We start from the raw sequence: 25,576 nt of genomic DNA on the forward strand, positions 1-25,576 counted from the left end.
TCAAAAGGAATGGATGATACGGGGTTAGGCCCGGGCTTGACGGGCCGGTTCATAATATTTCGACACGAATCCGGCTGAACTTTCCTACAAATCCCAAGCTCCTTTCCTATGCGCTGCCCCAACCCCAGGGGCGTTGTACAACAAGGAGCCGCCACCCCATGACCACCCTTCCCGTCTACCGCTACGCCCCCGGGCCGCTGCACGCGACCCTGCTCGCCGGCACCGTGCCGCTGTTTCTCGGGGCCTTGCTCAGCGACATCGCCTACACCCAGACCTACCAGATTCAATGGGCCAACTTCGCCTCCTGGCTGATCGCCGGGGCCTTGGTATTCGCCGGTTTTGCCTTTCTGTTCGCGCTGGTCAACCTGCTGCGCGCCGAGCGCAAGGCCGGGCAGCCCACCGTCTATGTGCTGTTGTTGCTGGCCACTTGGGTGCTCGGGCTGATCAACGCCTTCCAGCATGCCAAGGACGCCTACGCCGCCATGCCCGCCGGGCTGGTGCTGTCGGCGATCGTCATGGTGCTGGCGTTGGCCGCCACCTGGACCGGCCTGCGTGCGGGAGGTGTCAAATGAAAACATTAGGCACACTCACCCTGTTAAGTGCCGCGCTGTTGCTCAGCGCATGCGGCGGCGAAGGCGATAAAACCCAGGCCCGTGGCCCCGACCCCAAATTGCCGGAGCAACAAAGCAGCCTGCTGCCGAGCATGAAAATTGCCGAGCCCACCCCGTGGGGCAACGAGAAGCCCACTGTGCCGGACGGCTACAGCGTGACCGCCATCGCCACCGACCTGGCCATTCCGCGGCAAACGCTGGTGCTGCCCAACGGCGACATTCTGGTCGCCGAAGGCCGGGGCGGCAGCGCGGCCAAGCTCAAGCCCAAGGACGTGATCGCCAGCGTGATCAAGGCCGAGGGCAACACCAAGGTCAAAGGCGGCAACCGCCTGACCCTGCTGCGCGATGCAGACGGTGACGGCGTGTATGAACTCAAAACCGTGTTCGCCGACAACCTCAACGCGCCCTACGGCCTGGCCTACGCCAACGGCAAACTCTATGTGGCCAACCAGGACGCGCTGGTCAGTTTCGACTACGCCGACGGCCAGACCAAAGCCGGCGGCCCGCCGAGCAAAGTCACCGACCTGCCCGCGCAGATCAACCACCACTGGACCAAATCCCTGGCCATCAGTGCCGACGGGCGCCAGCTGTATGTGGGCATCGGCTCCAACAGCAACGTCACCGAACGCGGCATGGAAGTGGAGATCGACCGCGCCATGGTCTGGCAGATCGACGCCGCCACCGGCGCGCACAAGCCCTACGCCACCGGCTTGCGCAACCCGACCGCGCTGACCATCCAGCCGGGTTCCGGGCAGCTGTGGACGGTGGTCAACGAACGCGATGAACTCGGCCCGGACCTGGTGCCGGACTACCTGACCTCCGTACGCGAAGGCGCTTTTTATGGCTGGCCTTACAGCTACTGGGGCCAGAACGTCGACCCGCGTGCACAGCCGCAGAACCCGGCAAAAGTCGCCGCCGCGATCAAGCCGGATTACAGCCTGGGCTCCCATGTCGCGGCATTGGGTGTGGATTTTTCCATTCCGGCAATGGGCGAAAAGTTCGCCGACGGCGCGTTTGTGGGCGAGCACGGCAGTTGGAACCGCAATCCGCCGGTGGGCTACAAGGTTATCTTTGTGCCGTTCAGCAATGGCAAGCCGGCCGGCGAGCCTGTCGATTTCGCCACGGGATTCCGCGGTGAAGACGGCAAGACACGCGGGCGCCCGGTGGGCGTGACGGTGGATCCAAAAGGCGCGCTGATCATCGCCGACGATCTGGCCAATACCATTTGGCGGGTGACGCGTAACCGCTAGACGAAATGTTTTGACATGATTGCCTGAGGCAACAATATAATTGCCTCAGGCAACCATCAGAGCACCCTCATGTCTACCACCACCCTTGTGGAACGCGCCGGCATCATCCGTGGCTTCAACCGTTTTTACACACACCAGATCGGTGTGCTGCAGGAACACTTGCTGCAAAGTGACTTCTCCCTGACTGAAATCCGCGTGATGTATGAGTTGTCATCCCATGGCGACCTGACCAGCGCCGATTTGTGCCAGATGCTTGGCCTGGATGCCGGCTACCTGAGCCGGCTGATCAGCGGGTTCGAAAAGAAAGGCCTGATCCAGAAAGTCCGCTCCGTCACCGATGCGCGCGCGGTGCAACTGCACCTCAGCGACCTCGGCCGTACGGTACTGGCCCCCCTGGAGCAGAAAACCCAGCAGGAAGTCATCGCCTTGCTGGAAAGCCTGCCCGAGCAGCAGCAACAGCAATTGACCGGCGCCATGCAGCGCATTCAGACACTGTTGCAAGGCGGCACCCCGAGCTACTTGCTGCGCGACCCGCAACCCGGCGACATGGGCCGGGTGGTGCAGCAACAGTCGGCGCTGTATGCCCGCGAGTACAACTGGAACTGGGAATTCGAAGCGCTGGTATCGGAGATTACCGCCAGGTACCTGCGTGAGTTTGACCCGGCGTGCGAGCGTTGCTGGATCGCGGAAAAGGATGGCGAAGTGGTGGGTTCGGTCTTCGTGGTGCGCCATGACGAAACCACCGCCAAGCTGCGCATGCTCTACGTGGACGCCAGTGCCCGAGGGATGGGAATCGGCTCGCGCCTGGTGGACGAATGCCTGCGCTTTGCCCGGCAGGTGGGCTACAAAAGCATGATTCTGTGGACGGTGGACGCGCTGACGGATGCCCGCAAGCTCTACCGCAAAGCCGGGTTCAACCTGGTCAAGGAAGAGCCCACGGTGAACTTCGGCAAGTCGCTGATGGATGAAACCTGGAGCCGCGAGCTGTGAAGCGCTCCCGCGCTGCCCGGCAGCGCGGGATTTTACGCATTACAGATCAGTGATTTCCTTGTGGCGCGGCACCAGCGCTTTCATCACGCTCCACGCCACCAGGTACGCCAGCGCACAGATCGCAAACATGATCATGTAGCCAGTGTGAATGTCGTTGATCGACTTGTAGTAGTCGAACACCCAGCCGCCGATCTTGGTCATTACCACGCCGCCCAGGCCGCCGGCCATGCCGCCGATCCCGACCACCGAGGCCACGGTTTTCTGCGGGAACATATCGGACACGGTAGTAAAGATGTTGCACGACCACGCCTGGTGCGCCGAGGCGCCCACGCCGATCAACAACACCGGCACCCAGAAGCTCAGATAGCCGAGCGGTTGCGCCAGCAACACCACCAACGGGAACAGCGCGATCACCAGCATGGCTTTCATGCGGCCATCGTAGGGCGCATCGCCACGTGCCATGAAGTAGCTGGGGAACCAGCCGCCGCCGATGCTGCCGACCATGGTCATGCTGTACAGCACGGCCAGCGGCATCACGATATCGGCGCCTTTCATGCCGTACTGCGCCGACAGGTAGGTAGGCAGCCAGAACAGAAAGAACCACCACACGCCGTCCGTCATGAACTTGCCGAAGGCAAACGCCCAGGTCTGGCGGTAGGTCAACAGCTTGAACCACGACACCTTTTTCTCAACCGCCCCCGCAACCGGTGGCGTGAAAGGTTGTACGGTCTGGTCGCTGCGGATGTAGGCCAGTTCCTCAGCCGACAGGCGCTTTTGCTGCTCGGGTTTCTCATAGAGCATCGACCACACGGCCACCCAGACAAAACCGAGCATGCCGATCACGATGAACGCCGCTTCCCAGCCCCACATTCCGGCGATCAACGGCACGCAGATCGGCGCCAGGATCGCGCCCACGTTGGCCCCGGAGTTGAAAATACCGGTGGCCAGCGAGCGTTCTTTCTTGGGGAAATATTCAGCGGTGGCCTTGATCGCGATGGGAAAGTTACCCGCCTCGCCAATCGCCAGCACCGCGCGTGACAACATGAAACCGGCAATCGACACCGGAATCACCGCCAGGCCGATGGCACTGCTGACGGTGGCGATACCTGCGCCCATCGGCACCGAGAAGGCATGCATGATCGCGCCGGTGGACCAGATGCCGATCGCGACCACGTAAGCGGCCTTGGTGCCGATCTTGTCGACAAAGCGCCCGGCGAACAGCATGGAAATGGCGTAAACGAACTGGAACACCGCCGCAATGTTGGCGTAGTCGGTGTTGCTCCAGCCAAATTGCGTGGACAACTGCGGTGCCAACAGGCTGAGCACCTGACGGTCAAGGTAGTTGACGGTGGTGGCAAAGAACAACATCGCGCAGATGGTCCAGCGATAGTTGCCGACGGCCTGGCCGACGCGATGGGCGTTGATGGGCTCATTCAAATTCATGGCATCACTTTTTATTGTTTTTAGTCAGGACACATGTAACGTCATATGTCGTCGTACAACTGTGACTTTTATATCGAGGTCCCTGTACGGTGTCAATCGCAAAGATTGCCGCTTATTGAGGTTTTACACCGCCTGATAAAACAGAAGTCATAGGACAACATTCTCATTGTGGCGAGCGGGCTTGCCCCGCTCGCCACAAAAAAAGCTGCTTCACGCCGGGACGGCGCCATGGCCTGCAAAAAAACGCAATTAGTGGTGAATTATTTCGTGTCGGCTTGTATCTGAACTGACAGAGCGGTGCCATCGCAGCGATGGCACCTCCCCTGTTCAGTTTTAGAGTGGCCTGCATGAAATCACGTAAGAAAAGCGTCAATCCCATCGGATTGAAAGACATCACCATCGTCGACGATACCAAAGTGCGCAAGGCGATCACCGCCGCCGCGCTGGGTAACGCCATGGAGTGGTTCGACTTCGGCGTCTACGGGTTCGTCGCCTATGTACTCGGCAAGGTGTTCTTCCCGGACGCTTCACCCAGCGTGCAAATGATCGCGGCGCTGGGCACCTTCTCGGTGCCGTTCCTGATTCGCCCCCTTGGCGGTCTGTTCTTCGGCGCATTGGGCGACAAATACGGGCGACAGAAAGTCCTGGCCGCCACCATCGTGATCATGTCCCTGAGCACCTTCGCCATCGGCCTGATCCCGTCCTACGCCTCGATTGGCATCTGGGCGCCGATCCTGTTGCTGCTGTGCAAAATGGCCCAGGGCTTCTCGGTCGGCGGTGAATACACCGGTGCCTCGATTTTCGTCGCCGAATACGCCCCGGACCGCAAACGCGGGTTCCTCGGCAGTTGGCTGGACTTCGGCTCCATCGCCGGTTTCGTGCTCGGCGCGGGCGTGGTGGTGCTGATTTCCAGCGTTCTCGGTGAAACCGATTTCGAGGCCTGGGGCTGGCGCCTGCCGTTCTTCCTCGCCCTGCCCCTGGGCATCATCGGCCTGTATCTGCGTCACGCATTGGAAGAAACGCCAGCTTTCCAGCAACACATGGACAAAATGGAACAGGGCGACCGCGAAGGCCTGACCCATGGCCCGAAAGTGTCTTTCAAGGAAGTCGCGACCAAACACTGGCGCAGCCTGTTGACCTGCATCGGCATCGTTGCGGCGACCAACGTGACCTACTACATGTTGCTCACCTACATGCCGAGCTACCTGTCGCATAACCTGCATTACAAAGAAAACAGCGGCGTGCTGATCATCATCGCGATCATGGTCGGCATGCTGTTCGTGCAGCCGTTCATTGGTTTTGTCAGCGACAAGATCGGGCGCAAGCCTTTCATCATCGCGGGCAGCATCGGCCTGCTGTTACTGTCCATTCCGGCCTTCATGCTGATCACCAGCGGCAAGATCGGGCTGATCTTCGCCGGCTTGCTGATCCTCGCCGTGATCCTCAACTTCTTCATCGGCGTGATGGCCTCCACCCTGCCGGCGATGTTTCCCACCCATATTCGTTACAGTGCCCTGGCCAGCGCGTTCAACGTCTCGGTGCTGATTGCCGGTGTGACACCAACCGCCGTGGCCTGGCTGGTGGAAAGCACCGATAACCTGTACATGCCCGCCTACTACCTGATGCTGTTCGCGGTGGTCGGCCTGATCACCGGCCTGACCATGAAAGAAACCGCCAACAAGCCCCTGCGCGGCGCGGCACCGGCGGCGTCGGACATGGAAGAAGCCAAGGAATTGCTGCAGGAACACCACGACAATATCGAGCAGAAGATCGAAGACATCGACGCCGAAATTGCCGAGCTGGAAGCCAAGCGCAAGAACCTGGTGCAGCAGCATCCACGGATCAACTGAACCGGCTTGCTCGTTCAAAACTGTGGGAGGGGGCTTGCCCCCGATGACGGTGGGCCAGTTAACACCTATGTGACTGAAACACCGCTATCGGGGGCAAGCCCCCTCCCACAGTTGATTCAGCCGACATCTGATAAACCCCCGCCCTAGCGAAAAAACTGGCTGGGCGTTTTGCCGAATTGTTTCTTGAACATGCTGGTAAAGGCGCTCGGGCTTTCATATCCCAACTCAATCGCTACATCGATGATCTTCTCCCCCACCGCAATACGCTCCAGCGCCAACAGCAGCCGCGCCTGTTGCCGCCATTGGCCGAAGGTCAGCCCGGTTTCCTTGCGAAACAGACGCTGGATGGTTTTCTGGTCCAGCGCCAGCCGGTCACTCCAGTCCGCCACCGTTGAAGCGTCCCCCGGGTCGGCCTGCCAGGCCACGCAGATTCGGTTGATACGCGCATCGGCAGGCTGCGGCAATGACAGCGGCAACGCCGGCAGAATCGCCAGCTCGTCCAGAATCAAATGCATGATGCGCGCTTCGCGAGAATCCTCGGCATACGGCGGCTTCAAGCTCACGGACGCCTTGATCAGCTCACTGAGCAACGGCGACACACTCACCGCCTTGGTTTCAGTCGGCAAATTCGGGAAGCTGTCCGGGCGCACAAACACGCTGCGCATCTTCAGCGGCCCCACACAACGCAGCGAGTGAACCTGGCCCGACGGCATCCAGAAGCCGCGATTGGGCGGCACGGTCCACTGGTTCTGCACGGAGTGCACCACCATCACGCCCTCGATGGCGTAGAGCAATTGGTGTTTTTCGTGGCTGTGGTCGGGGATCACCCAGTTTTCGGGGTAATCGGTGGCGGAACTGATGACAGCCCAGTCGCCTTCATCAATCTCACGCAGAAATGTATCCAGTGATTTAATCATTTCGCCCTTTTTGCGACGGTTGTTGCCCGAATTTCGCGAGACAGGCATTTTTACTGAATCTAGCATGAACGCCGAAATATTTTGAAATGGGCAAACGGCTTAAGTACCGTTTGCCTCTGATAGCTGCCTTGTATGGAATGCCTGCATGTCGACCCTGACCGCGTCACCCGCCGCTGCAACCACCACACCCCAGGTAAGCCCTTTGGTCATGCGCGTCCTCGGCGCCTGCGCGCTGGCGCACATGATCAATGACCTGATCCAGGCCGTGCTGCCTTCGATCTACCCGATGCTTAAGGCCAACTACGGCCTGAGCTTCACCCAGGTCGGCCTGATTACCCTGACCTTCCAGCTGACCGCGTCGCTGCTGCAGCCGTGGATCGGCTACCACACTGACCGTCACCCCAAACCCTGGCTGCTGCCGGCGGGCATGATCAGCACTTTGATCGGCATTTTGATGCTGGCGTTTGTCGGCACCTTCCCTGCCATCTTGCTGGCGGCGGCGCTGGTCGGCGTGGGCTCCTCGACCTTCCACCCGGAAACTTCCCGCGTGGCGCGCCTGGCGTCCGGCGGCCGCTATGGCCTGGCGCAATCGACGTTCCAGGTCGGCGGCAACACCGGCAGCGCGTTCGGCCCGCTGCTCGCGGCGGCAATCATCATTCCTTACGGCCAGAGCCATATCGCCTGGTTCGGCCTGTTTGCGGTGTTCGCGATTCTGGTGCTCTACGGTTTGAGCCGCTGGTACCGCAACCACCTCAACCTGTTCAAACTGAAAACCGGCGGCAAAGCCACCCACGGTCTCTCCAAAGGCCGCGTGACTTTCGCCCTGGTGGTGCTGGCGATGCTGGTGTTCTCCAAATATTTCTACATGACCAGCCTCACCAGCTACTTCACCTTTTTCCTGATCGAAAAATTCCACCTGTCGGTCGCCAGCTCCCAGATGTACCTGTTCCTGTTCCTCGGCGCGGTGGCCGTGGGCACCTTCGCCGGCGGGCCGATCGGCGACAAGATCGGCCGCAAGAAGGTCATCTGGTTCTCGATCCTCGGCGCCGCGCCCTTCACCCTCGCCCTGCCCTACGTCGACCTGTTCTGGACCGCCGTGCTCAGCGTAATCATCGGTTTTGTGCTCGCCTCGGCGTTCTCGGCCATTGTGGTATTTGCCCAGGAACTGGTGCCGGGCAACGTGGGCATGATCGCTGGCATCTTCTTCGGCCTGATGTTCGGTTTCAGCGGGATTGGCGCGGCATTGCTGGGCTTGCTCGCTGACAGCCACGGCATCGAGTACGTCTACACGATCTGTTCGTTCCTGCCGCTGGTGGGCATTCTGACCATCCTGCTGCCGTCCACCAAAGGCGTCTGACCCCGCCGATCATCGGCTGGCCGTGTGCCAGCACGATGAGGGCTCCGAAAAACCTGCGTGTGCGCTTACAATCCCGATTTAAACGCACACCCAGGCAGACCCGGCACCACATGACGCTCGACCCTCCCACGATTCTGGCACTCACCGTTGCCCTCGCAGCCGCGGCTGCCCTGTACCTCGCCGTCGAATGGCGCAGCGTGCGCGAACCTTCCTTGCTGTTCTGGGCGGCGGGTTTCGCCACCATCAGCATCGGCTCCACCCTCGCCCTGCTGCGCAGCAGCGGTTTTTTGACGATCGGCATCTGGTTCGCCAACGGCCTGCTGGTCACGGCGCACTTTCTGTTTTTGCTCGGTGTGGCGCGTTTCACCCAAGCGCGGTTGTCGCCGCTGTGGCTGTTGATGCTGGTGATCTGGCTCGGCATGCTCGCGCTGCCCACTGACCTGCCCTGGTCCAAGGCCATGCTGGCGGTGCAATCGCTGCTGGTGGCTCTGCCCACGCTTCGCGCCAGTTTCCTGCTGCGGCCCCACGGCAAATCCTTGAGCATCGGCGCGGTGCAGCTGCGTTATGTACTGCTGATTCACGGCGCGTTTTATGTCGCCAAGGCGTTGTCGGTGCTGATCCCCGGCACCTTGATCGACCTGGCCGCGTTCAAGGGCGAAATCATTCAGGTGTCGTTGGTGGAAGGCGCGATGGCGATCATGCTGATTGCACTGTCCATGACCGGTTCCGAGCGCTACCGGCGCGAACAGCAAATCGCCCGCCTCGCCGCCCGCGACCCGCTCACCGCCCTATACAACCGCCGCGCCCTCGACCTGCGCGCACCGCGTCTGCTGGAGCAAGTCTCGGCAGCCCAACCGGGCGCGTTACTGCTGATCGATATCGACAATTTCAAAGGGGTCAACGACCTCTACGGCCACACGGCCGGCGACCGCCTGTTGATCGCTTTGAGCGAGATGATTCGCAGCGTCCTCCACCAGGGCGCGCTGGCGGCACGCTTGGGCGGCGACGAATTTGTGATCTTGCTGAACAACGCATCGACCGCGCAGATCGTCGACCTCGGCAGCCGCTTGCGCGAGCAGTTCCAGCAACTGGCCGCGCAGACCTTCACCACCCCGGCGCCGGTCACCCTGAGCATCGGCGCGCATTTGTTCGACCAACCACCGGCCAACCTCGCGCAGTTGATCGAACAAGGTGACTCCACACTCTACGAAACCAAGCGCGGGGGGCGAGACAGCATTCGGTTGGTCGACCGCACGGGCTTCGCACATTACGCCCAAGAACCGTAGGACTCATGCCGCCACCGGGCAATGCGGCTCGGCTTTCTTGCTTGCCGCAGGGTAACTGCCTGCTTCCACGGGAACTGAATCTGCTGCTGGGCCACCTATTTGAGGCTGATAGACAGTGACTTGAAGAGGCCATTGCATGATTACAACCTCGCCAGCAGTGAATCACACCCCCTATCCGATTGATCCAGACACTACGCCCCAGCACGTTGAAACGGCCGAGGCGCAAACAGTCGTACGTAATAAACGCGGTGTCGCTAAGCATTCCAGACTATGGCCTCAGAACAAAACCATCACCATTTCCTTCATGGATGTGGCGGGAAAAGATAAAGAGATTTTCAAAGAAGCCATTGGGTCAATTTCCCCGTACGTGAACTTGCAGTTCAAGTTTGTGGATGGCAATGACGGTGAAATACGCATTGCTACTGAAAAAAACGAAGGGGACTGGTCAGAGCTGGGCGTTGCGGCCCTGTATGGTCCGCCTGATGAGGCGACCTTGAATGTGGACACCCACGGGTTTGACGACAACAAAATCAGAAGCAAGATACTTCATGAGTTTGGGCACGCCTTGGGCCTGGAGCACGAACATCAGCATCCGGACCGGTCTTTTTCTTTAAACATCCCTGACGTGTACAGGACCTTTGGAGCAGGGGGCGCCTCCACAGCAGTGATTGCCTCGAACATAATCGCCCCTCTCAACCCTGCTGACGTGACAACGTCTGACTATGATCAGAAATCAGTGATGCACTACCCATTTCTGGCAAGTTCGACTTCCAACAACGTGGCGATTCCCGCCAATGACGAACTTTCACAGGGCGATAAGGATTTTCTGGCCTCGCTGTATCCACCGCCCCGCAAGGTTAAGAGAAAATGGCCGTCGGCGGAAGAGCTTGTTGCCTATCGCATCTTCTCCAAACAAGCTCAACAACACGAGTAGTACGGCAGCCAATGGGCCTGGAGGCTGCCACTACACCTCATAGCTCATAATGAACTTTCACGCTCCTTCCGGTCTTCACCGACTCCAGCGCACAATCGGCCAGATGCAAGGCATACAACCCGTCGCGCATGCCGGTCGGCAAGGTTTTGCCGCCGTTCAGCGCATGAATGAATTGCGCCAGCTCATTACGATAAGCATCGGCGTAACGCTCCAGGAAAAAGTGCTGCAACGGTTCCAGCGCCTCGGTGTGTTCGGCGCTCCAGTGGCGCAGCGTGCTGGGGCGATGGTTGTCGGTGAGCAGCACGCCGGTGACGCCGGACACCTCCACGCGCTGATCGTAGCCATACACCGCCTGGCGGCAGCAGTTGATGTGGCATTGTTTGCCCGAAGCGGTGCGCAGCAACACCATCACGCTGTCATAGTCGTCGATGTCTTCCAGGCTCGGGTCCACCAGGCGGCTGGCAAAAGCGCTGACTTCCACCGGCTCTTCACCGAGCAAGTGGCGGGCGGTGTCGAAGTCGTGGATGGTCATGTCGCGCAGGATGCCGCCGGAGTGTTTCAGGTAATCACGCGGGGCAAGGCCGGGGTCGCGGCTGGTGATGATGACCTGGCGCACGGCGCCGATCTGTCCGGCATCCAGCGCCTCGCGCAGGCGCAGCATATCGGGATCGAAGCGGCGGTTGAAACCGAGCATCACTTTGCCGCCCTGACGCTCGACGGCTTGTGCGGCGTTGCGGGCCTTGGCGATATCGAGGTCGATGGGCTTCTCGCAAAGCACCGCCTTGCCCTCGGCCACGGCAGCCAGCAACAGGTCAATATGGGTGTCGGTGGGCGTGCCGATCACGACCGCGTCGATGTCCTTGCGGGTGAGCGCGGCGGCGCAGTCGTAGGCCGCCTCGCAGCCCAACTGCGCGCTTAAGGCATCAACGCCTTCGCGCCAGGGGTCGGCCACCAGCACCAGCGTGGCATTGGGGTGGGCGGCGACGTTGGCGGCGTGGATCCTGGCGATGCGCCCGGCACCCAGAACGGCGATACGTAGCATGGTCGAACTCCTGATGTTGTTTTTGAAGGGAGTAGTCAATCCGGCAGGTTGAACGGTGTGACGATCTGCACCTGTGACGGCGCAATGGGCCCGGTTTTCCACAGCCGGTGGTGTTGCAGGATGTGCAGAAACACGCTGCGGGCATCGATCTGCAGGTTGTGATCGATGATCGCGGCGACTTTTTCTTCCAGCAGCAACTGGCGGTTTTCTTCATCGAGGTCGTGGCCGATAAATACGTCGAGCCCGCGCCCCTGTGCAGCGAACGCGTCGACAATCGCGCGATTGCCACCGCCGACGCTGTACACCGCCTTGAGGTCGGGGTGCTGTTTCAGCGCCTGGCTGACGCGCTCGAAGGTGCGCTCGTACACGCCGTAACCGCCACTGATGTCCAGCACCCGCAAGTGCGGCGCGCGCCCGCGCAGCCAGGCACGAAAGCCCATCTCACGCTCTTCCTCACCGCGAAACAGCTCGCTGCCGATGACCACCGCCACGTCCTGAGGTTGGGTGGGCAGCCAGCGTGACATCAGATAAGCCGCCGTCTGGCCGGCGGTGCGGTTGTCCATGCCCACATAGCCGATGCGTTCGCTTTGTGGCAGGTCAGTGACCAGCGTGACCACCGGAACGCCCGCCGCCATCAGTTGCTTGACTGCCTGGTTCACCGCCGGCTCATCGGCGGCCTTGAGCACCACGCCCTGGCTGCCGGTGTCGAGGCAGCGCAGCAACTGGTCGTGCATGGCCTGGGGCTCGATTTCTTCGAACAGGTGAAAACGCGGCGCGATGCGAAACGGCGCCAGGCTGGCCAACTGCGCGACGATCGCGGCCTGCACCGCCGCACTGAAGCGCTTGGGCGTGTGCATGATCACATCGACATGAAAGGTGCGCCCCACCGCCAGGCCGTTTTTTTCCTGGGCTTCCAGCTCGTCGAGCGCCTGCGCGATACGACGTTGCGTCTGTGCATGCACGGCGCCGCGCTGATGTAACACGCGGTCGACCGTGGCCTTGCTCACCCCGGCCTGGGTGGCGAGCTGCTTGATGGAAAAGTGTTTTGCGCGTTCGAGCATGCGGTTCGCCTGAGGTCTTTTTGAGGTGTTTTTTGGGCGTTACTGAGGTTTTGCAATGCTAGTCTCAGTTTTGCCCGCCGTCGAGCCGGGCGATGAAAACAACAAAAACTCAGGAGAACTTCATGCCTCACACTGATCTCGCCACCTCGTTCAGCGGCCAATACTTTGTGGTCACCGGCAGCACCCAGGGGCTGGGCGCGGCGGTGGCGCATACCCTCGCGCGGCGCGGCGCCGCCGGGTTGATCATCTGCGGGCGCCGCCGCGCCGAGGGCGAAGAGCAGGTGCGCCAGTTGACCGAACTGGATTGTCAGGCATTTTTTGTCGAGGCCGACCTGGAAGGCGTCGAGGACTGCCGCGCAATCATCGACGCGGCACGCACGCATTTCGGCACCTTGCACGGGCTGGTGAACTGCGCCGGCATGTCCGATCGCGGCACCATTCTGGATACCTCGCCCGAGCTGTTCGAGCGCCTGTTTGCAGTGAACGTGCGCGCGCCGTTTTTCCTGATGCAGGAAGCGTTGAAGCTGATGATCAGCCAGGGCGTGGAAGGTGCGGTGGTGAACATCCAGAGCGTCACCGGGCATGGCGGCCAGTCGTTCCTGAGTGCTTACGCGGCGTCCAAGGGCGCGCTGGCGATCCTGACCAAGAACGTGGCCTTCAGCGCCCTGCGCAACCGCATCCGCGTCAACGGCTTGAACATCGGCTGGATGGACACGCCTCATGAAGACCAAATCCAGCGCCAGTACCACGGTGCGCAGGACGGCTGGCTGGAAAAGGCCGAAAGCGCGCAACCGTTCGGCCGCCTGCTCAAACCCGAGGAAGTGGCGCAAAGCGTGGCGTTTTTGCTGTCACGCGAATCGGGAATGATGACCGGCTCGGTCATCGATCTGGAGCAAGGCGTGGTCGGCTGCACCGACAGCAGCACCCCGCAGCCCCATCAGGCGTTGAGCCTGCCGGGAGGTGCGTGATGTCGGCTTTTGTGACAAGCGAGGCGGTGCGCCTGACGGACTTCAGCCGCATTTGCGCACAACGGGCGAGCGTCGAGGACTATCCGCTGAGCGCAGAGGTCGTCAGCAACGTGCCGATCTATCAGGCGCGGACCCTGCGCAACAGCGAGCGCCTGGTCGTGATGAACGAGCTGCACCACCTGTTCCGCGACGGCCCCGGCGTGATGGTGGTGCGCGGCGCCTATGAAGACCTGGAAGTGGTCGACCGCCACAGCCAGGTGTTCGAGGCGATCTTCGCCCAGGAGGCCGCACGCGGTGTGGCCGCCGACCACTTCGCCAAGGCGGGCAGCAACGGGCGCATCTGGAATTCATTGCAGAAGGCCGCGCTGGAATCGCCGGCCTCCTTCGTCGAGTACTACGCCAACCCTCTGCTGGGGCTGATTGCCGAGGCATGGCTGGGGCCGGGCTTTCAGGTGACGGCACAGGTGAATGTGGTGCACCCCGGTGGCCAAGCGCAGCAGCCCCATCGCGACTATCACCTGGGTTTCCAGACCAACGATGTTGTGGAGCGCTTCCCCCTGCCCCTGCACCTGTTGTCCCAATACCTCACGCTGCAAGGCGCCGTGGCCCATTCGGACATGCCACTGGAAACCGGCCCGACCCAACTGCTGCCATTCTCCCAGCAATACGCGCTGGGTTACCTGGCCTGGCGGCGCGCGGAATTTATCGACTACTTCCAGCAGCACGCCGTGCAGTTGCCGCTGAACAAGGGCGATTTGCTGTTCTTCAACCCGGCCCTGTTCCACGCCGCTGGCACCAACCGTACGCCGGATAAACAGCGCATGGCCAACCTGCTGCAAATCTCTTCGGCCTTCGGCAAACCCATGGAAGCCCTCGACCGTGACCGCATGATGCTGGCCGTCTACCCGGAGTTGCTGGCCAATACGGCGCTGAATGCCGAAGCCATCAGCGCGGTTATCGCCTGCACCGCCGACGGCTACTCATTCCCCACCAACCTTGACACCGACCCGCCCTTGCAAGGGTTGGCACCGCAAACCGGGCAGCAACTGATGCAGCAGGCCCTCTCAGAACGCTGGGCCTTGTCGGATTTTGCCGCTGCCGTCACGCAGATGCGGACCAAGCGCCAGGCGTGATGCTTTGACAACAACAAAAATAACGGAGCAACAGCATGAAAAAGCACCTCCTCGCAGCACTCTTTACATTGGCTGTAACCCCATGGGCCATGGCCGATATTCGCATTGGCGTGAGCATCGCCCAGGTTGACGATGTGTTCCTCGCACAAATGCGCGACTACATGGCCGCCCACGCCAAGGAGCTGCCTGGCGTGACCCTGCAATTTGAAGACGCCCAGGGCGACGTGGTGCGCCAGCTCAACCAAGTGCAGAACTTCACTGCTCAGGGCATGGACGCGATCATCGTCAACCCGGTGGACACCGCCGCCACGCAAAAAATGACGGTCAATGCCCAGCAGGCCAAGACGCCGCTGGTGTACGTCAACCGTCGCCCCGATGCCCAACAGCTACCGCCGGGCGTGGGTTATGTAGGCTCGGACGAGATCAAGGCCGGTGAAATCCAAATGCGCTACCTGGCGCAGCAAATGGGCGGCAAGGGCAACCTGGCGATCATGCTCGGCTTGCTCTCCAATAACGCCACCCACAACCGCACGCTGGGGGTGAAAACCGTGCTCAAGGAGTTTCCCGACATCAAGATCGTCGAGGAACAAAGCGCGGAATGGCAGCGCAGCAAAGCCATTGACCTGATGAACAACTGGATCGTGTCAGGCAAGAAAATCGACGCCGTGGCCGCGAATGCCGATGAAATGGCCATCGGCGCCGCCATGGCCATCAGTCAGGCCGGCATGCAACCGGGCAAGGACATTCTCGTCGCCGGCAGCGACGGCGGCCCAGCCGGGCTGGATGCAGTGAAAAAAGGCCTGCTGCTGGTGACGGTGTATCAGGACAACAAGGGGCAAGCCGTGGGCTCGATTGACCTGGCGGTGAAGATGGTGAAGAAGGAGCCGTACAAGGCTGAGTTGACGATCCCTTATCAGCAGATCACCAAGGAAAACTACCAAGCCTTCCTCAACCCTTAAAGGCAGGGCTACTGTGTTTGGCGAGCGGCTTGTTGTGGCGAGCGGGCTTGCCCCGCGTTGGAGCGCGAAGCGCTCCCAATTCCAGCGCCGCTGGTATAACTGTTGTACCGCGTTGTGAGGTTTTGGGGCGGCTTCGCCGCCCAACGCGGGGCAAGCCCGCTCACCACAAGGAACCCGAGTCAGTTTTGGCGTTTTGAGCTGCGCGCAAACCCATTCATCACGATGTAGAGCAACGGCCCCACCGACACGAACACCGCCGTCAGCAAAAAATAAGGCAGCACGGAAACCACTGAGCGCCCCCTTCCCCGCGCGTCCCGGTACATCCACACACACGCCAGCGCCGCCATCAGGTACAGGTCAATCACTACCTGCGCCGTGTCCGGCCGTGACAGTAATTCCCGCCCAAACGCCAGCAGCGATTGCTCGGCCGTCAGCATCGTCGACACGGTATACAGCGAAAAAGCGACCAAACCGGCCAGAGCAAGATAGGGCCTCTGCATATTCCTCTCCTTGGAGTACAACCTCGATCATCGGATTGCCACCTTACTCGGCGCGCTGGTCTTGTGAAATATCTGTACGTAGACTGCCGCCATACCTCCCACTTGAAGGCGGCGAAAAAAACGTGATGCAAGTTACCGAAGTCTCCATTGCCCAATTGCGCGCTGCGCTGGAAAGCGGCCAGACCACGGCCGTTGAGCTGGTCCAGGCCTACCTCGCGCGGATCGACGCCTACGACGGCCCGCAGACCGCCACCGCGCTGAACGCCGTGGTGGTGCGCAACCCGCAAGCCCTGGAAGAAGCCAGGGCATCCGATGCGCGCCGGGCCAAAGGCGAAACACTGGGGCCTCTGGATGGCATTCCCTACACGGCCAAAGACAGCTACCTGGTCAAGGGCCTGACGGCAGCCTCCGGCAGCCCGGCCTTTGCCACACTCACCGCCCATCGCGACGCCTTCACCATTGAACGCCTGCGCGCCGGCGGCGCCATCTGCCTGGGCAAGACCAATATGCCGCCCATGGCCAACGGCGGTATGCAACGCGGTGTGTACGGCCGGGCTGAAAGCCCTTACAACGCCAACTACCTGACGGCGCCATTTGCTTCCGGCTCATCCAACGGCGCCGGCACCGCAACGGCGGCGAGCTTCGCCGCGTTCGGCCTGGCGGAAGAAACCTGGTCGAGTGGGCGCGGCCCGGCGTCCAACAATGGCCTGTGTGCCTACACGCCTTCACGCGGGGTGATTTCGGTGCGCGGCAACTGGCCGCTGACGCCGACCATGGACGTGGTCGTGCCGTACGCGCGCACCATGGCCGACCTGCTGGAAGTGCTCGACGTGGTGGTCGCCGAAGACCCTGACACCCGTGGCGACCTGTGGCGCCTGCAACCCTGGGTGCCGATCCCGAGCGTGGCCTCGGTGCGCCCGGCCTCCTATGCAGAACTGGCCGTGGGCAGTGAATCCCTGGCGGGTAAGCGCTTTGGCGTGCCGCGCATGTACATCAACGCCGATCCGGACGCGGGCACCAGCGAAAAGCCCGGCATCGGCGGCCCGACCGGGCAGAAGATCAACACCCGCACGACGGTGATCGCGCTGTGGCAAGCCGCGCGCCAGGCCCTGGAAGCGGCCGGTGCCGAAGTGATCGAAGTGGATTTCCCGCTGGTCTCCAACTGCGAAGGCGACCGCCCCGGCGCGCCGACTGTGTTTACCCGTGGCCTGGTCTCCAAAGAATTCCTGCACGACGAGTTGTGGGAACTGTCGGCCTGGGCCTTCGATGATTTCCTGCGCGCCAACGGCGACCCGAGCCTCAACCGCCTGGCGGATGTGGACGGGCCGAAAATATTCCCCCACGACCCCGGCACCCTGCCCAACCGCGAAGACGACCTGGCGGCCGGCATGGACGAATACGTGCGCATGGCTCAGCGGGGCATCACGCCGTGGAACGAGATCAGCACCGTACCCGACGGCCTGCGCGGCCTGGAAAAAACCCGGCGCCTGGACCTGGAAGACTGGATGGACACGCTGGGGCTGGACGCGGTGCTGTTCCCGACCGTGGCGGACGTGGGCCCCGCGGATGCCGATATCAACGAAGCCTCCGCCGACATCGCCTGGAGCAACGGCATCTGGGTCGCCAACGGCAACCTCGCCATTCGCCACCTCGGCGTACCCACCGTGACCGTGCCGATGGGTGTAATGGCAGACATTGGCATGCCGGTGGGCCTGACGTTTGCCGGGCGTGCTTATGATGATTCGGCGTTGTTGCGGTTTGCGGCGGCGTTTGAAGCGACGGGCAGCAAGCGGCAGATTCCGCCACGCACACCGCCGCTGGCAACCGACTAAACGCGGTGTAAAAAATGTGGGAGCTGGCTTGTCTGCGATAACGGTGTATCAGCGAAATAGTTGTAAGCTGGCCCACCGCTATCGCAGGCAAGCCAGCTCCCACAGGGGAATGTGTTTCAAGTGATGGGCACCGCAATCAACAGGATGGCGGTGCCATGTGCCAGGATCGCCGGCAGCACGCCGTAACGCATCCTCACCAACCCACATGCCAACCCTTCAATCAACGTAAACAGCAGCACCGGCCAACCCAACTGGGTCACGCTCAACGCCAGAAATGTGTGACACGCCGCAAACGCCACACCACTGATCAACGCTGCCCGCAACGGGCTGACCTGCTGCTCCAGATATCCCTGCAAAAACCCGCGAAACAGCACCTCTTCCAACGCATTGGCGCCATAGGCGAGCACCACCATGCCGGGGAGCCAGACCCAATAGCCGTGAATATCCGCCGCCTCGATGCCCTGGTAAAACCGCAGCGGAACGCCAATCGCACACCCCACCATCAGCCCCGCCAGCATGCCGGTGCCCGGATGGCCAAGGGTCCAACGCATCAATCGCCACAACTGCGGCGCCAGCCGTGAAAGCACCATCACCAGCAGCGCCGAAAGCCCACCCAGCATCGCCAGCACAAAGGCATTCGAGCTGAACGCGATCTGCACGTCGCTGCCAAGCTTCCACATTCCGAGCGGCGTCATCACGTCGCGCATCAACACGAAGGCCAGCAGCAGAATCAGGATGCGCAGCGCCGTCTGGGTTTTTGGCGTGAGTGCGAACCACGCCCCCAACAACACCAACCCCGGCGCCAAGTGGACGCCATAGTCGATCAAAACCGCCATGCCTTGAGTGATCATGGGCGACTCAACCGTAGGTCGAGCCTGAGCCCGAGGCCGCAGTGTTCAAGCATGAAACGGCGCACATTTTGGGTATTTTTATAGTCGGCAGTCACGGGAGTGGCGCGAGTGATGGCGTCGCGGTGCCAGTCAACATCCATTTTGGCCCTCGGGGCGATTTATTATTTGGCCGCTAGCATAGCGATGTGCCATTCGCACAGGAAGTAGCCGGCAAAAACGGCGCCAAGCAAATAAGCGTGTTGGGACGTCGTACAAGAACAGCCACGACTTAGAACGCCTTTATCGCTAATCTTTTCAAGATATTTCGAAATTTCACTTTCCTTACCCACCTGAAATATTGCATGGTTGTACGACGACTTAAGCGGTCGTCATCGCCCCCAACAAGAATAAGGAAACACCCATGCAAAACGTCAAAGTGCTGATCGGTTTTCTGTGCCTGTTCACCGGTTACGTCGCAGCTGCGCCTGCCCCGGCCGAGAAGGATGTGGCTCAAGCGGTCGACCAACTGACCCAAGCCATGCTGCACCTGGACCTCAAACAGTTGCACGCGTTGACGTCCGACAAACTCACCTACGGCCATTCCAGCGGCAAGGTGCAGAACAAAGACCAATTCATCGCCGACCTTGAGTCCCACACCAGCGCGTTCAAAACCCTGGAAATGCAAAACCAGACCATCACCCTGGACGGCGATACCGCCCTGGTGCGCAACCACTTCCACGCATTGGCGGTGAACAGTGGCGTCGACACGCCCACCGATATCGATAACTTCCAGGTCTGGCAGAAGCAGAAAGGCAAGTGGATCCTGATCGGTCGTCAGGCTTACAAGTACTGATCACCACGCCACGACCCGGCGTATTGTCAACAGCGCCTGGCGCAAGGCCGGCATGTCTACCGAGCCCAGCGCCAGGCGCAACGCATGGGGCACAAACGCCGAGACCGCAAAGGGCTCGGCGGTGGACACCGAAATATTTTCCCGCTGCAACGCCATCGCCATTTGATCTGCCCGCGCGTCCTCGGCCAACGGTAGCCACAAAAAGTAGGATGAGGGGTGGCTGATGTAGCTCACGCCCTGCAACACCTGCGCCGCCAATACCTGTCGGGCCCTGGCATCCTCGCGCTTTTGCGCTTCCAGTCGGGCCACAGTGCCGTCCTCGATCCACGCCACGGCAATCGCACTCATCACCCCCGGCACGTTCCAGGTGGTGGCCATGATGGTGCGTTCCAGCCTGTTCACCCACGCCGGCGGGGCTGCAATAAACCCGACACGCAAACCCGTCGCCACGCTTTTGGACAGCCCGCCCACATACACCGTGCATTCCGGGGCCAGGCTCGCCAGCGGCGGCGGCGCGTCATCGGCGAGGAATGCGTAGGCCGCGTCCTCGATGATCGTCAGTTGGTGCTCACGGGCGATGGCGACCAACTGCTCGCGTTGCGCCAGGCTCATCACCCAACCCAGTGGGTTGTGCAAAGTGGGGATGCTGTACACCGCACGCACCGGGCGCTTGCGGCACAAGCTGCGCAAAAACTCCAGGTCGGGGCCATGGGCGGTGACCGGGATGGCGACGATTTCCAGGTGCAGGGTTTCGGCCAGCACCTTGAAGCCTGAATACGTCAGCGCATCCACGGCAATCACATCACCGGGTTTGAGCAGCGCCATCAGGGTCACGGCCAAACCATGCTGGGCACCGCTGACCAGCAGCACCTGATCGGCACCAACCGTCAGCCCGCGACGGAGCAAATGCCGCGCCATCACGGCACGTTCATGGGCGCGACCGGCGTGGGGCTGGTAACGCAGCAAGGCTTCGAGGTCGCCCGACAGTGCCAACTGGCGCAAGGCGGTACGCAGCAAATCAGCCTGACCCGGCAACGACGGGTAATTGAAATTCAGATCGAGCATGCCCGAGGCGAGGTTCATCTGGCCGCTGCCCTGCCCCGGCGGCAAGGCGATTTCGCGCACGAAAGTGCCGCGACCGGTTTCGCCGCTGACCAGGCCCATGCCTTCAAGCTCGATGTACACGCGGCTCGCGGTGGCCAGCGCCAGGCCGTGGTCGGCGGCCAGTTGGCGATGGGTAGGCAGGCGCGTGCCGGGCGGCATTGCACCGCTGCGAATGGCTTGGGCAAACGAGTCGACCAGCGTTTTATAGCGCGCGCGGGGCATAAGCGATGTATCCATGACAATTTTTTGATTGTCTTGATTTTCACCCTCAGGATGCCGGGCACACAACGACTATTTTCAGGCCCTTTCCCATGGAACGCACCTCGCGACTCGGCACACTCGACAGCAGCACTCAGGGCTGGATCAACGGTTTTATCGGTGTGGTGATTTTCAGCGGTTCATTGCCGGCCACGCGCCTGGCAGTAATGGAATTCGACCCGGTATTTCTCACCATGATTCGCGCCGCGATTGCAGCAGTGCTCGGGCTTGGTCTGTTGGGGTTGTTCAAGGCGAAACGCCCGGTGCGCAATCAATGGGCGTCGCTGGTGATTGTCGCCCTCGGCGTGGTGATCGGTTTTCCGTTGCTCACCGCCCTGGCGCTGCAGTACGTGACTTCCGCCCATTCCATCGTGTTTGTGGGGCTGTTGCCGCTGGCGACTGCACTGTTTGGCGTGCTGCGGGGCGGCGAACGTCCGCGCCCGGTGTTCTGGCTGTTTTCCATTCTGGGCAGCATGCTGGTCATGGGCTACGCCTTCGCCCAGGGCCTGAGCGCTGCACCTGTTGGAGATATGTTGATGCTGCTGGCGATTCTGGTGTGCGGTTTGGGCTATGCCGAAGGCGCCAAACTGTCACGCAGCCTGGGCGGCTGGCAGGTGATTTGCTGGGCGCTGGTGGTGTCGCTGCCGGTTGTGGCGCCCTTGAGCGTGATGCTGGCGCCGTCGAGTGTGGCCGGCATCAGCCTGCCCGCCTGGCTGAGCCTGGGTTATGTGGCACTGTTCAGCATGTTGATCGGTTTTGTGTTCTGGTACCGCGGCCTGGCCCAGGGCGGCATCGCGGCGGTTGGCCAATTGCAGTTGCTGCAACCGTTTTTCGGACTGGCGCTGGCGGCGGGCCTGCTGCATGAGCAGGTCAGCCTGGGCATGCTGCTGGTGACGGTCGCGGTGATCGGCTGCGTGGCCGGGGCGAAAAAGTGTGCGCGTTAGCGTTGCGGCGCGACCATCTTGAATTTGATGTCGATGTCGTTGGACACCACGCTGTTCCCGGCCCATTCGCCTTCGCCGATCTTGAAGTCGTCGCGCTTGAGGATCAGCTCGCCGTCGAACACGCCGATGCCGCTTTGCTCCTTGAGCACCACATCCACATCCACCGGCCGCGTGGTGCCTTTGATGGTCAGGTTGCCGCTGATCTTGTAGCGGTTGTCGCCCAGCGGCTTGACGGCTGTGGACTCATACACGCCCACGGGGTAAGTCGCGGTATCGAACCAGGAGGCGCGTTGCAGCTCGTCGTTGGCGTCGGGGCTGCCGGCGTCGATGCTCGCCAACTGAATCTTGAGCAACGCATGCCCGGCTTCGGGCTTTTGCGTGTCAAACGTCAGCGTGCCTTCAAAATCGCTGAAGGTGCCGTATACGCGCTGGCCCAATTGTTTGTAGGTGAAGCTGATCTGGCTGGCCGTGCGGTTGACGTCCTTGTACTCCACCGCCTGGGCGCTGGTGCAAAAACCGAGAAGGATGGCCAGGTAAACGAGAGGCTTCATGCAACGCTCCGTATAGGGCAGGAAACAGGTACTGAGCTAACACCCCATGCCACAGGTTTATTCCCATTCGCCCTGTTGCCTGCTAAACAGAGTAGTCGCCCCACAACAATAAGGACGCTGCATGCACACCCCTGCCCTACAGGACATCACCGCGCCGGAAGGCATCTGCTACGGCTGCGGCGCCAGTAACCCCCATGGCCTGCACATCAAGAGCCGCTGGGACGCCGATGGCATCCACCTGATCGCCGAACACCTGCCCGACGCGCAATACAGCGGCTGGCCCGATCTGGTGTACGGCGGTTTAATCGCCATGCTGGTGGACTGCCACTCCAACTGGACCGCCATGGCTTACCACTACCGCGCCGAACAGCGTGAGCCCGGCAGCCTGCCGCGCATCGACTGTGTGACCGGCAACCTGGGCATCAAATTCATCAAACCGACGCCCATGGGCGTCACACTCACCTTGCGCGCCCGTGTGGAAGGCGACGTGGGGCGCAAAAGCCGCGTGGTCTGCGAGGTGTATGCCGGGGATGTGCTGACCGCCATCGGCGACTCGATATTCGTGCGCGTCGACACCCGGCAACTGTCGGACGCCGCCCATGGCCGCGAAGGTTGAACCTGGTCTACAGTGACGGCCACCGCCAATCGAGGATTGCTCCGATGACTCGTCTCACCGCGAAAGACTTTGCTCCCGAATTGCTGGAACTCTACGACGGCTACGCCCACGGCAAGATCAACCGCCGCGAATTTCTCGACCGCGCCGCGCTGTTCACCTTCGGCGGCCTCACCGCCTCGGCCCTGCTCGCGGCCCTGAGCCCCAACTACGCGCTGGCCGAACAGGTCAAATTCACCGACCCGGACATCGTCGCCAACTACATCACTTATCCCTCGCCCAAGGGCAACGGCAGCGTGCGCGGCTACCTGGTGCGCCCGGCCAAAGCGGCCGGCAAGTTGCCCGCCGTAGTGGTGGTGCATGAAAACCGTGGCCTGAACCCCTACATCGAAGACGTCGCGCGGCGCCTGGCCAAAGCCGGCTTTATCGCCCTGGCGCCCGATGGTTTGAGCTCGGTGGGCGGCTACCCCGGCAATGATGAGAAAGGCGTGGCGCTGCAACAGACAGTCGACCCTGAGAAACTCATGAACGACTTCTTCGCCGCCATCGAATGGCTGATGCACCACGACAGCAGCACCGGCAAGGTCGGCATTACCGGCTTCTGTTACGGCGGCGGTGTGACCAATGCGGCGGCCGTGGCCTACCCCGAACTGGGCGCGGCGGTGTCGTTCTACGGGCGGCAACCCGACGCCAAGGACGTGCCGCGCATCAAGGCGCCGATCATGCTGCATTACGGCGAGCTGGATACCCGCATCAACGAGGGCTGGCCGGCGTATGAAAAGGCGCTGAAGGCAGCGGGTACGACGTATGAGGCGTTTATCTACAAGGGCGCCAACCACGGTTTTCACAATGATTCGACGCCGAGGTATGACGAAGCCGCGGCGAACCTGGCGTGGGAAAGAACACTGGGCTGGTTCAACAAATACCTTGCGTAGACGACCAGCCCAACGGTGGGAGCTGGCTTGCCTGCGATAGCGATTTATCAGCTGAACATTTGCTCGCTGACACTCCGTCATCGCAGGCAAGCCAGCTCCCACAGGGGTTGTTTGTTGTTTTCCGGGTCAATGTTCCAAGGCATACCGCCGGCAATGGTTCAGATACCCCTGCTCATGGCTGCCCACCAACTGCACCACGCTGGTCCATAACCACGACGGCGCATCCAGTTGCTTCGAACGGTTTTCCTGTAGCGTCGCCATCCACTCCTTGCGCGTATCCCGGTCCATCTGCCGCGCGTGGGCAATGCCGACTACGCGAGCCAGGTAACCGGCGGCGTGCATGGCGTCGATTTCACTGAGTTCATCCAGCTCCAGCTTCATGTCCTGGGGCAGCAGTTCGCGGATGAAAAAACCGTGGTCCAGCATGCGCGTGGCGAGCATGCGTTCGCCCAACCCCGGTGACAACTGGCGCGCGCCCTCCACCACCCGACGGCCATTGTCCCGCGGCATTTTGGCCCGCGCCACGCGGGGTGCAGCGGCGCCGACGGCTTCCTTGATGTCGATCAGGCAGTATTCCTGGTCATCCTTGTCGCCGACGCCGAGCAAGGCGGCGTAACGCATCAGGCCCAGGGAGCTGCAGCCCTTGACCCAATAGGCCGAGTCCAGCAGTTCGACCCTGGCGTCCTTGGGGCGGCCTTTGAGGGAGGTGACCAGTTGATGGATTTCGTCCGACGCGCAAAGGTTTTGGAGTGCGCCCTTCTCTGCCCGCGACAGCGACCAGAAATGCTTGCCCAGCGGAATGCTCGGCCGGGCATTTTCGATACGTTCACGCGCCAGGTTTTTCCACGTGCGTTCCACTGCACTGCGCATGCCCGCCTTGACCTGGGACGGGCGCGGTGGCACCTCATCAGGCTTATCTTTAAAAGCCTGCTCATAGCCCACCATCATTTCTTCGAGCATGCGTGCGGTGGTCACGCCGGGCAGGTCGGAACCCCGCGCAGCGGTGGCCAGTGACAGCGCCAGGCGCACCAGGTCGTGGGCCGGGTTACCGATCACAGTCTGGTCGAGGTCGCGGATATGCATGTCGATGCGGCCCTTGTTGTCACCGGTCGGGCCAAGGTTGCCGGCGTGGCAGTCGCCGCAAATCCAGATCGCAGGGCCGTGGGGCAGACGGCGACCCGGCTGGCTGTGCAGCCACTCGTAGAATTGCACGGTGCTGCCCCGCACGTAGGCGTGGGCCGAGCGCGCCATCTTCAGGTTGCGCAGTTGGGTAAGGTGGGGCATGCGGTCGGAGGGGCGCGGAATTTTCATGAAAGCACTCAGGACGGGGTACGGTAGAGGTTAGCCCGTCACAA

At 61.5% G+C, this 25,576-nt stretch carries 24 protein-coding genes and 1 pseudogene; 15 read left to right on the plus strand and 10 right to left on the minus strand.

Annotated elements, in window-relative coordinates:
* Positions 1 to 158: 158 nt before the first annotated feature.
* From ATI14_RS23550 to ATI14_RS23560, 3 genes are all read left to right on the plus strand, one after another.
* Positions 159 to 572, plus strand: coding sequence for a DUF2231 domain-containing protein (locus ATI14_RS23550; protein WP_016971541.1), 414 nt, complete (start codon positions 159 to 161; stop codon positions 570 to 572).
* Entirely contained in the window at positions 569 to 1,861 is a 1,293-nt protein-coding gene (locus tag ATI14_RS23555) for a PQQ-dependent sugar dehydrogenase (RefSeq protein WP_016971540.1), read from the plus strand. Before ATI14_RS23550 ends, ATI14_RS23555 begins: the two co-directional genes overlap by 4 nt.
* A 69-nt stretch (positions 1,862 to 1,930) precedes the next feature.
* Positions 1,931 to 2,851 (plus strand): bifunctional helix-turn-helix transcriptional regulator/GNAT family N-acetyltransferase, encoded by a 921-nt coding sequence (locus ATI14_RS23560; RefSeq protein WP_016971539.1) that lies wholly within the window; start codon positions 1,931 to 1,933, stop codon positions 2,849 to 2,851.
* A gap of 39 nt (positions 2,852 to 2,890) precedes the next feature.
* Here the strand turns inward: ATI14_RS23560 and ATI14_RS23565 are convergent, their stop codons facing one another.
* Complete coding sequence (locus ATI14_RS23565; RefSeq protein WP_016971538.1) at positions 2,891 to 4,294, minus strand: MFS transporter; 1,404 nt, start codon at positions 4,292 to 4,294, stop codon at positions 2,891 to 2,893.
* Between the two features lie 347 nt (positions 4,295 to 4,641).
* On the opposite strand from ATI14_RS23565, the gene proP reads away from it, so the two are divergent.
* Positions 4,642 to 6,144, plus strand: a complete 1,503-nt coding sequence (gene proP / locus ATI14_RS23570; RefSeq protein WP_016971537.1) for a glycine betaine/L-proline transporter ProP — start codon at positions 4,642 to 4,644, stop codon at positions 6,142 to 6,144.
* A 143-nt stretch (positions 6,145 to 6,287) separates the two neighbouring features.
* On the opposite strand, the gene ATI14_RS23575 is transcribed toward proP, so the two are convergent.
* A complete protein-coding gene (locus ATI14_RS23575; RefSeq protein ID WP_017255659.1) occupies positions 6,288 to 7,109 on the minus strand; it encodes an AraC family transcriptional regulator in 822 nt (273 codons plus the stop codon).
* Between the two features lie 97 nt (positions 7,110 to 7,206).
* Here ATI14_RS23575 and ATI14_RS23580 point away from each other — a divergent pair, with 97 nt between their 5' ends.
* The 3 genes from ATI14_RS23580 (at position 7,207) to ATI14_RS23590 (ending at position 10,638) form a co-directional block, all read left to right on the plus strand.
* Positions 7,207 to 8,418: an MFS transporter gene (locus tag ATI14_RS23580; protein WP_016971535.1), complete on the plus strand. Its 1,212-nt coding sequence runs from the start codon at positions 7,207 to 7,209 to the stop codon at positions 8,416 to 8,418.
* 110 nt (positions 8,419 to 8,528) lie between these two features.
* Positions 8,529 to 9,704 (plus strand): GGDEF domain-containing protein, encoded by a 1,176-nt coding sequence (locus ATI14_RS23585; RefSeq protein ID WP_016971534.1) that lies wholly within the window; start codon positions 8,529 to 8,531, stop codon positions 9,702 to 9,704.
* A 136-nt stretch (positions 9,705 to 9,840) separates the two neighbouring features.
* Entirely contained in the window at positions 9,841 to 10,638 is a 798-nt protein-coding gene (locus ATI14_RS23590; RefSeq protein WP_016971533.1) for a M12 family metallopeptidase, read from the plus strand.
* A gap of 37 nt (positions 10,639 to 10,675) precedes the next feature.
* Here ATI14_RS23590 and iolG read toward each other — a convergent pair whose 3' ends face one another.
* Positions 10,676 to 11,680, minus strand: coding sequence for an inositol 2-dehydrogenase (gene iolG, locus ATI14_RS23595; RefSeq protein WP_016971532.1), 1,005 nt, complete (start codon positions 11,678 to 11,680; stop codon positions 10,676 to 10,678).
* A gap of 35 nt (positions 11,681 to 11,715) precedes the next feature.
* Positions 11,716 to 12,741, minus strand: a complete 1,026-nt coding sequence (locus ATI14_RS23600) for a LacI family DNA-binding transcriptional regulator (RefSeq protein ID WP_017255794.1) — start codon at positions 12,739 to 12,741, stop codon at positions 11,716 to 11,718.
* A 122-nt stretch (positions 12,742 to 12,863) separates the two neighbouring features.
* On the opposite strand from ATI14_RS23600, the gene ATI14_RS23605 reads away from it, so the two are divergent.
* Genes ATI14_RS23605 through ATI14_RS23615 form a run of 3 tightly spaced genes read left to right on the plus strand, consistent with a single transcriptional unit; the run spans position 12,864 to position 15,801 of the window.
* The gene (locus ATI14_RS23605; protein ID WP_016971530.1) at positions 12,864 to 13,709 is read left to right on the plus strand and encodes an SDR family oxidoreductase; all 846 of its coding nucleotides are present in this window, start codon (positions 12,864 to 12,866) and stop codon (positions 13,707 to 13,709) included.
* Positions 13,709 to 14,842, plus strand: a complete 1,134-nt coding sequence (locus ATI14_RS23610; RefSeq protein WP_016971529.1) for a phytanoyl-CoA dioxygenase family protein — start codon at positions 13,709 to 13,711, stop codon at positions 14,840 to 14,842. Before ATI14_RS23605 ends, ATI14_RS23610 begins: the two co-directional genes overlap by 1 nt.
* 35 nt (positions 14,843 to 14,877) lie before the next feature.
* On the plus strand, positions 14,878 to 15,801 hold the full coding sequence (locus ATI14_RS23615; protein WP_017255795.1) for a sugar ABC transporter substrate-binding protein: 924 nt from the start codon (positions 14,878 to 14,880) through the stop codon (positions 15,799 to 15,801).
* A gap of 179 nt (positions 15,802 to 15,980) precedes the next feature.
* Here ATI14_RS23615 and ATI14_RS23620 read toward each other — a convergent pair whose 3' ends face one another.
* Positions 15,981 to 16,301 (minus strand): DUF2834 domain-containing protein, encoded by a 321-nt coding sequence (locus ATI14_RS23620; protein ID WP_080519818.1) that lies wholly within the window; start codon positions 16,299 to 16,301, stop codon positions 15,981 to 15,983.
* 122 nt (positions 16,302 to 16,423) lie between these two features.
* On the opposite strand from ATI14_RS23620, the gene ATI14_RS23625 reads away from it, so the two are divergent.
* A complete protein-coding gene (locus ATI14_RS23625; protein ID WP_016971527.1) occupies positions 16,424 to 18,133 on the plus strand; it encodes an amidase in 1,710 nt (569 codons plus the stop codon).
* 116 nt (positions 18,134 to 18,249) lie between these two features.
* Here the strand turns inward: ATI14_RS23625 and ATI14_RS23630 are convergent, their stop codons facing one another.
* On the minus strand, positions 18,250 to 18,984 hold the full coding sequence (locus ATI14_RS23630; RefSeq protein WP_016971526.1) for a CPBP family intramembrane glutamic endopeptidase: 735 nt from the start codon (positions 18,982 to 18,984) through the stop codon (positions 18,250 to 18,252).
* A gap of 17 nt (positions 18,985 to 19,001) precedes the next feature.
* Positions 19,002 to 19,124, minus strand: a pseudogene (locus tag ATI14_RS31720) (DUF6434 domain-containing protein); the annotation flags it as partial.
* A gap of 260 nt (positions 19,125 to 19,384) precedes the next feature.
* Here ATI14_RS31720 and ATI14_RS23635 point away from each other — a divergent pair.
* Positions 19,385 to 19,816, plus strand: coding sequence for a nuclear transport factor 2 family protein (locus tag ATI14_RS23635; RefSeq protein WP_016971525.1), 432 nt, complete (start codon positions 19,385 to 19,387; stop codon positions 19,814 to 19,816).
* Here ATI14_RS23635 and ATI14_RS23640 read toward each other — a convergent pair whose 3' ends face one another.
* Positions 19,817 to 21,142: an aminotransferase-like domain-containing protein gene (locus ATI14_RS23640; RefSeq protein ID WP_016971524.1), complete on the minus strand. Its 1,326-nt coding sequence runs from the start codon at positions 21,140 to 21,142 to the stop codon at positions 19,817 to 19,819.
* Between the two features lie 89 nt (positions 21,143 to 21,231).
* On the opposite strand from ATI14_RS23640, the gene ATI14_RS23645 reads away from it, so the two are divergent.
* Positions 21,232 to 22,122 carry a DMT family transporter gene (locus tag ATI14_RS23645; protein ID WP_016971523.1) on the plus strand — a complete coding sequence of 297 codons (891 nt, stop codon included), beginning with the start codon at positions 21,232 to 21,234 and terminating at the stop codon, positions 22,120 to 22,122.
* Here the strand turns inward: ATI14_RS23645 and ATI14_RS23650 are convergent.
* Entirely contained in the window at positions 22,119 to 22,673 is a 555-nt protein-coding gene (locus tag ATI14_RS23650; protein WP_016971522.1) for a YceI family protein, read from the minus strand. The genes ATI14_RS23645 and ATI14_RS23650 overlap by 4 nt on opposite strands.
* Before the next feature lie 121 nt (positions 22,674 to 22,794).
* On the opposite strand from ATI14_RS23650, the gene ATI14_RS23655 reads away from it, so the two are divergent.
* Positions 22,795 to 23,289, plus strand: a complete 495-nt coding sequence (locus ATI14_RS23655; RefSeq protein WP_016971521.1) for a PaaI family thioesterase — start codon at positions 22,795 to 22,797, stop codon at positions 23,287 to 23,289.
* 44 nt (positions 23,290 to 23,333) lie between these two features.
* Positions 23,334 to 24,221: a YghX family hydrolase gene (gene yghX / locus ATI14_RS23660; RefSeq protein WP_016971520.1), complete on the plus strand. Its 888-nt coding sequence runs from the start codon at positions 23,334 to 23,336 to the stop codon at positions 24,219 to 24,221.
* A 126-nt stretch (positions 24,222 to 24,347) separates the two neighbouring features.
* On the opposite strand, the gene ATI14_RS23665 is transcribed toward yghX, so the two are convergent.
* The gene (locus ATI14_RS23665; protein ID WP_016971519.1) at positions 24,348 to 25,532 is read right to left on the minus strand and encodes a DUF2252 domain-containing protein; all 1,185 of its coding nucleotides are present in this window, start codon (positions 25,530 to 25,532) and stop codon (positions 24,348 to 24,350) included.
* Positions 25,533 to 25,576 lie beyond the last annotated feature (44 nt).

The sequence above is a fragment of the Pseudomonas tolaasii NCPPB 2192 genome, assembly GCF_002813445.1.
GTDB classification, from domain to species: Bacteria; Pseudomonadota; Gammaproteobacteria; order Pseudomonadales; family Pseudomonadaceae; genus Aquipseudomonas; species Aquipseudomonas tolaasii.

Bases quoted from the DNA above. Each gene is read 5' to 3' on its own strand.
- ATI14_RS23555 (WP_016971540.1), top strand. From the start codon at position 569: ATGAAAACATTAGGCACACTCACCCTGTTAAGTGCCGCGCTGTTGCTC.
- ATI14_RS23620 (WP_080519818.1), bottom strand. From the start codon at position 16,301: ATGCAGAGGCCCTATCTTGCTCTGGCCGGTTTGGTCGCTTTTTCGCTG.
- ATI14_RS23635 (WP_016971525.1), top strand. From the start codon at position 19,385: ATGCAAAACGTCAAAGTGCTGATCGGTTTTCTGTGCCTGTTCACCGGT.
- ATI14_RS23600 (WP_017255794.1), bottom strand. From the start codon at position 12,741: ATGCTCGAACGCGCAAAACACTTTTCCATCAAGCAGCTCGCCACCCAG.
- ATI14_RS23575 (WP_017255659.1), bottom strand. From the start codon at position 7,109: ATGCCTGTCTCGCGAAATTCGGGCAACAACCGTCGCAAAAAGGGCGAA.
- ATI14_RS23655 (WP_016971521.1), top strand. From the start codon at position 22,795: ATGCACACCCCTGCCCTACAGGACATCACCGCGCCGGAAGGCATCTGC.
- ATI14_RS23645 (WP_016971523.1), top strand. From the start codon at position 21,232: ATGGAACGCACCTCGCGACTCGGCACACTCGACAGCAGCACTCAGGGC.
- ATI14_RS23610 (WP_016971529.1), top strand. From the start codon at position 13,709: ATGTCGGCTTTTGTGACAAGCGAGGCGGTGCGCCTGACGGACTTCAGC.
- ATI14_RS23580 (WP_016971535.1), top strand. From the start codon at position 7,207: ATGTCGACCCTGACCGCGTCACCCGCCGCTGCAACCACCACACCCCAG.
- ATI14_RS23665 (WP_016971519.1), bottom strand. From the start codon at position 25,532: ATGAAAATTCCGCGCCCCTCCGACCGCATGCCCCACCTTACCCAACTG.
- ATI14_RS23585 (WP_016971534.1), top strand. From the start codon at position 8,529: ATGACGCTCGACCCTCCCACGATTCTGGCACTCACCGTTGCCCTCGCA.
- ATI14_RS23550 (WP_016971541.1), top strand. From the start codon at position 159: ATGACCACCCTTCCCGTCTACCGCTACGCCCCCGGGCCGCTGCACGCG.
- proP (WP_016971537.1), top strand. From the start codon at position 4,642: ATGAAATCACGTAAGAAAAGCGTCAATCCCATCGGATTGAAAGACATC.
- ATI14_RS23640 (WP_016971524.1), bottom strand. From the start codon at position 21,142: ATGCCCCGCGCGCGCTATAAAACGCTGGTCGACTCGTTTGCCCAAGCC.
- ATI14_RS23560 (WP_016971539.1), top strand. From the start codon at position 1,931: ATGTCTACCACCACCCTTGTGGAACGCGCCGGCATCATCCGTGGCTTC.
- ATI14_RS23605 (WP_016971530.1), top strand. From the start codon at position 12,864: ATGCCTCACACTGATCTCGCCACCTCGTTCAGCGGCCAATACTTTGTG.
- ATI14_RS23615 (WP_017255795.1), top strand. From the start codon at position 14,878: ATGAAAAAGCACCTCCTCGCAGCACTCTTTACATTGGCTGTAACCCCA.
- ATI14_RS23630 (WP_016971526.1), bottom strand. From the start codon at position 18,984: ATGATCACTCAAGGCATGGCGGTTTTGATCGACTATGGCGTCCACTTG.
- ATI14_RS23590 (WP_016971533.1), top strand. From the start codon at position 9,841: ATGATTACAACCTCGCCAGCAGTGAATCACACCCCCTATCCGATTGAT.
- iolG (WP_016971532.1), bottom strand. From the start codon at position 11,680: ATGCTACGTATCGCCGTTCTGGGTGCCGGGCGCATCGCCAGGATCCAC.
- ATI14_RS23565 (WP_016971538.1), bottom strand. From the start codon at position 4,294: ATGAATTTGAATGAGCCCATCAACGCCCATCGCGTCGGCCAGGCCGTC.
- yghX (WP_016971520.1), top strand. From the start codon at position 23,334: ATGACTCGTCTCACCGCGAAAGACTTTGCTCCCGAATTGCTGGAACTC.
- ATI14_RS23650 (WP_016971522.1), bottom strand. From the start codon at position 22,673: ATGAAGCCTCTCGTTTACCTGGCCATCCTTCTCGGTTTTTGCACCAGC.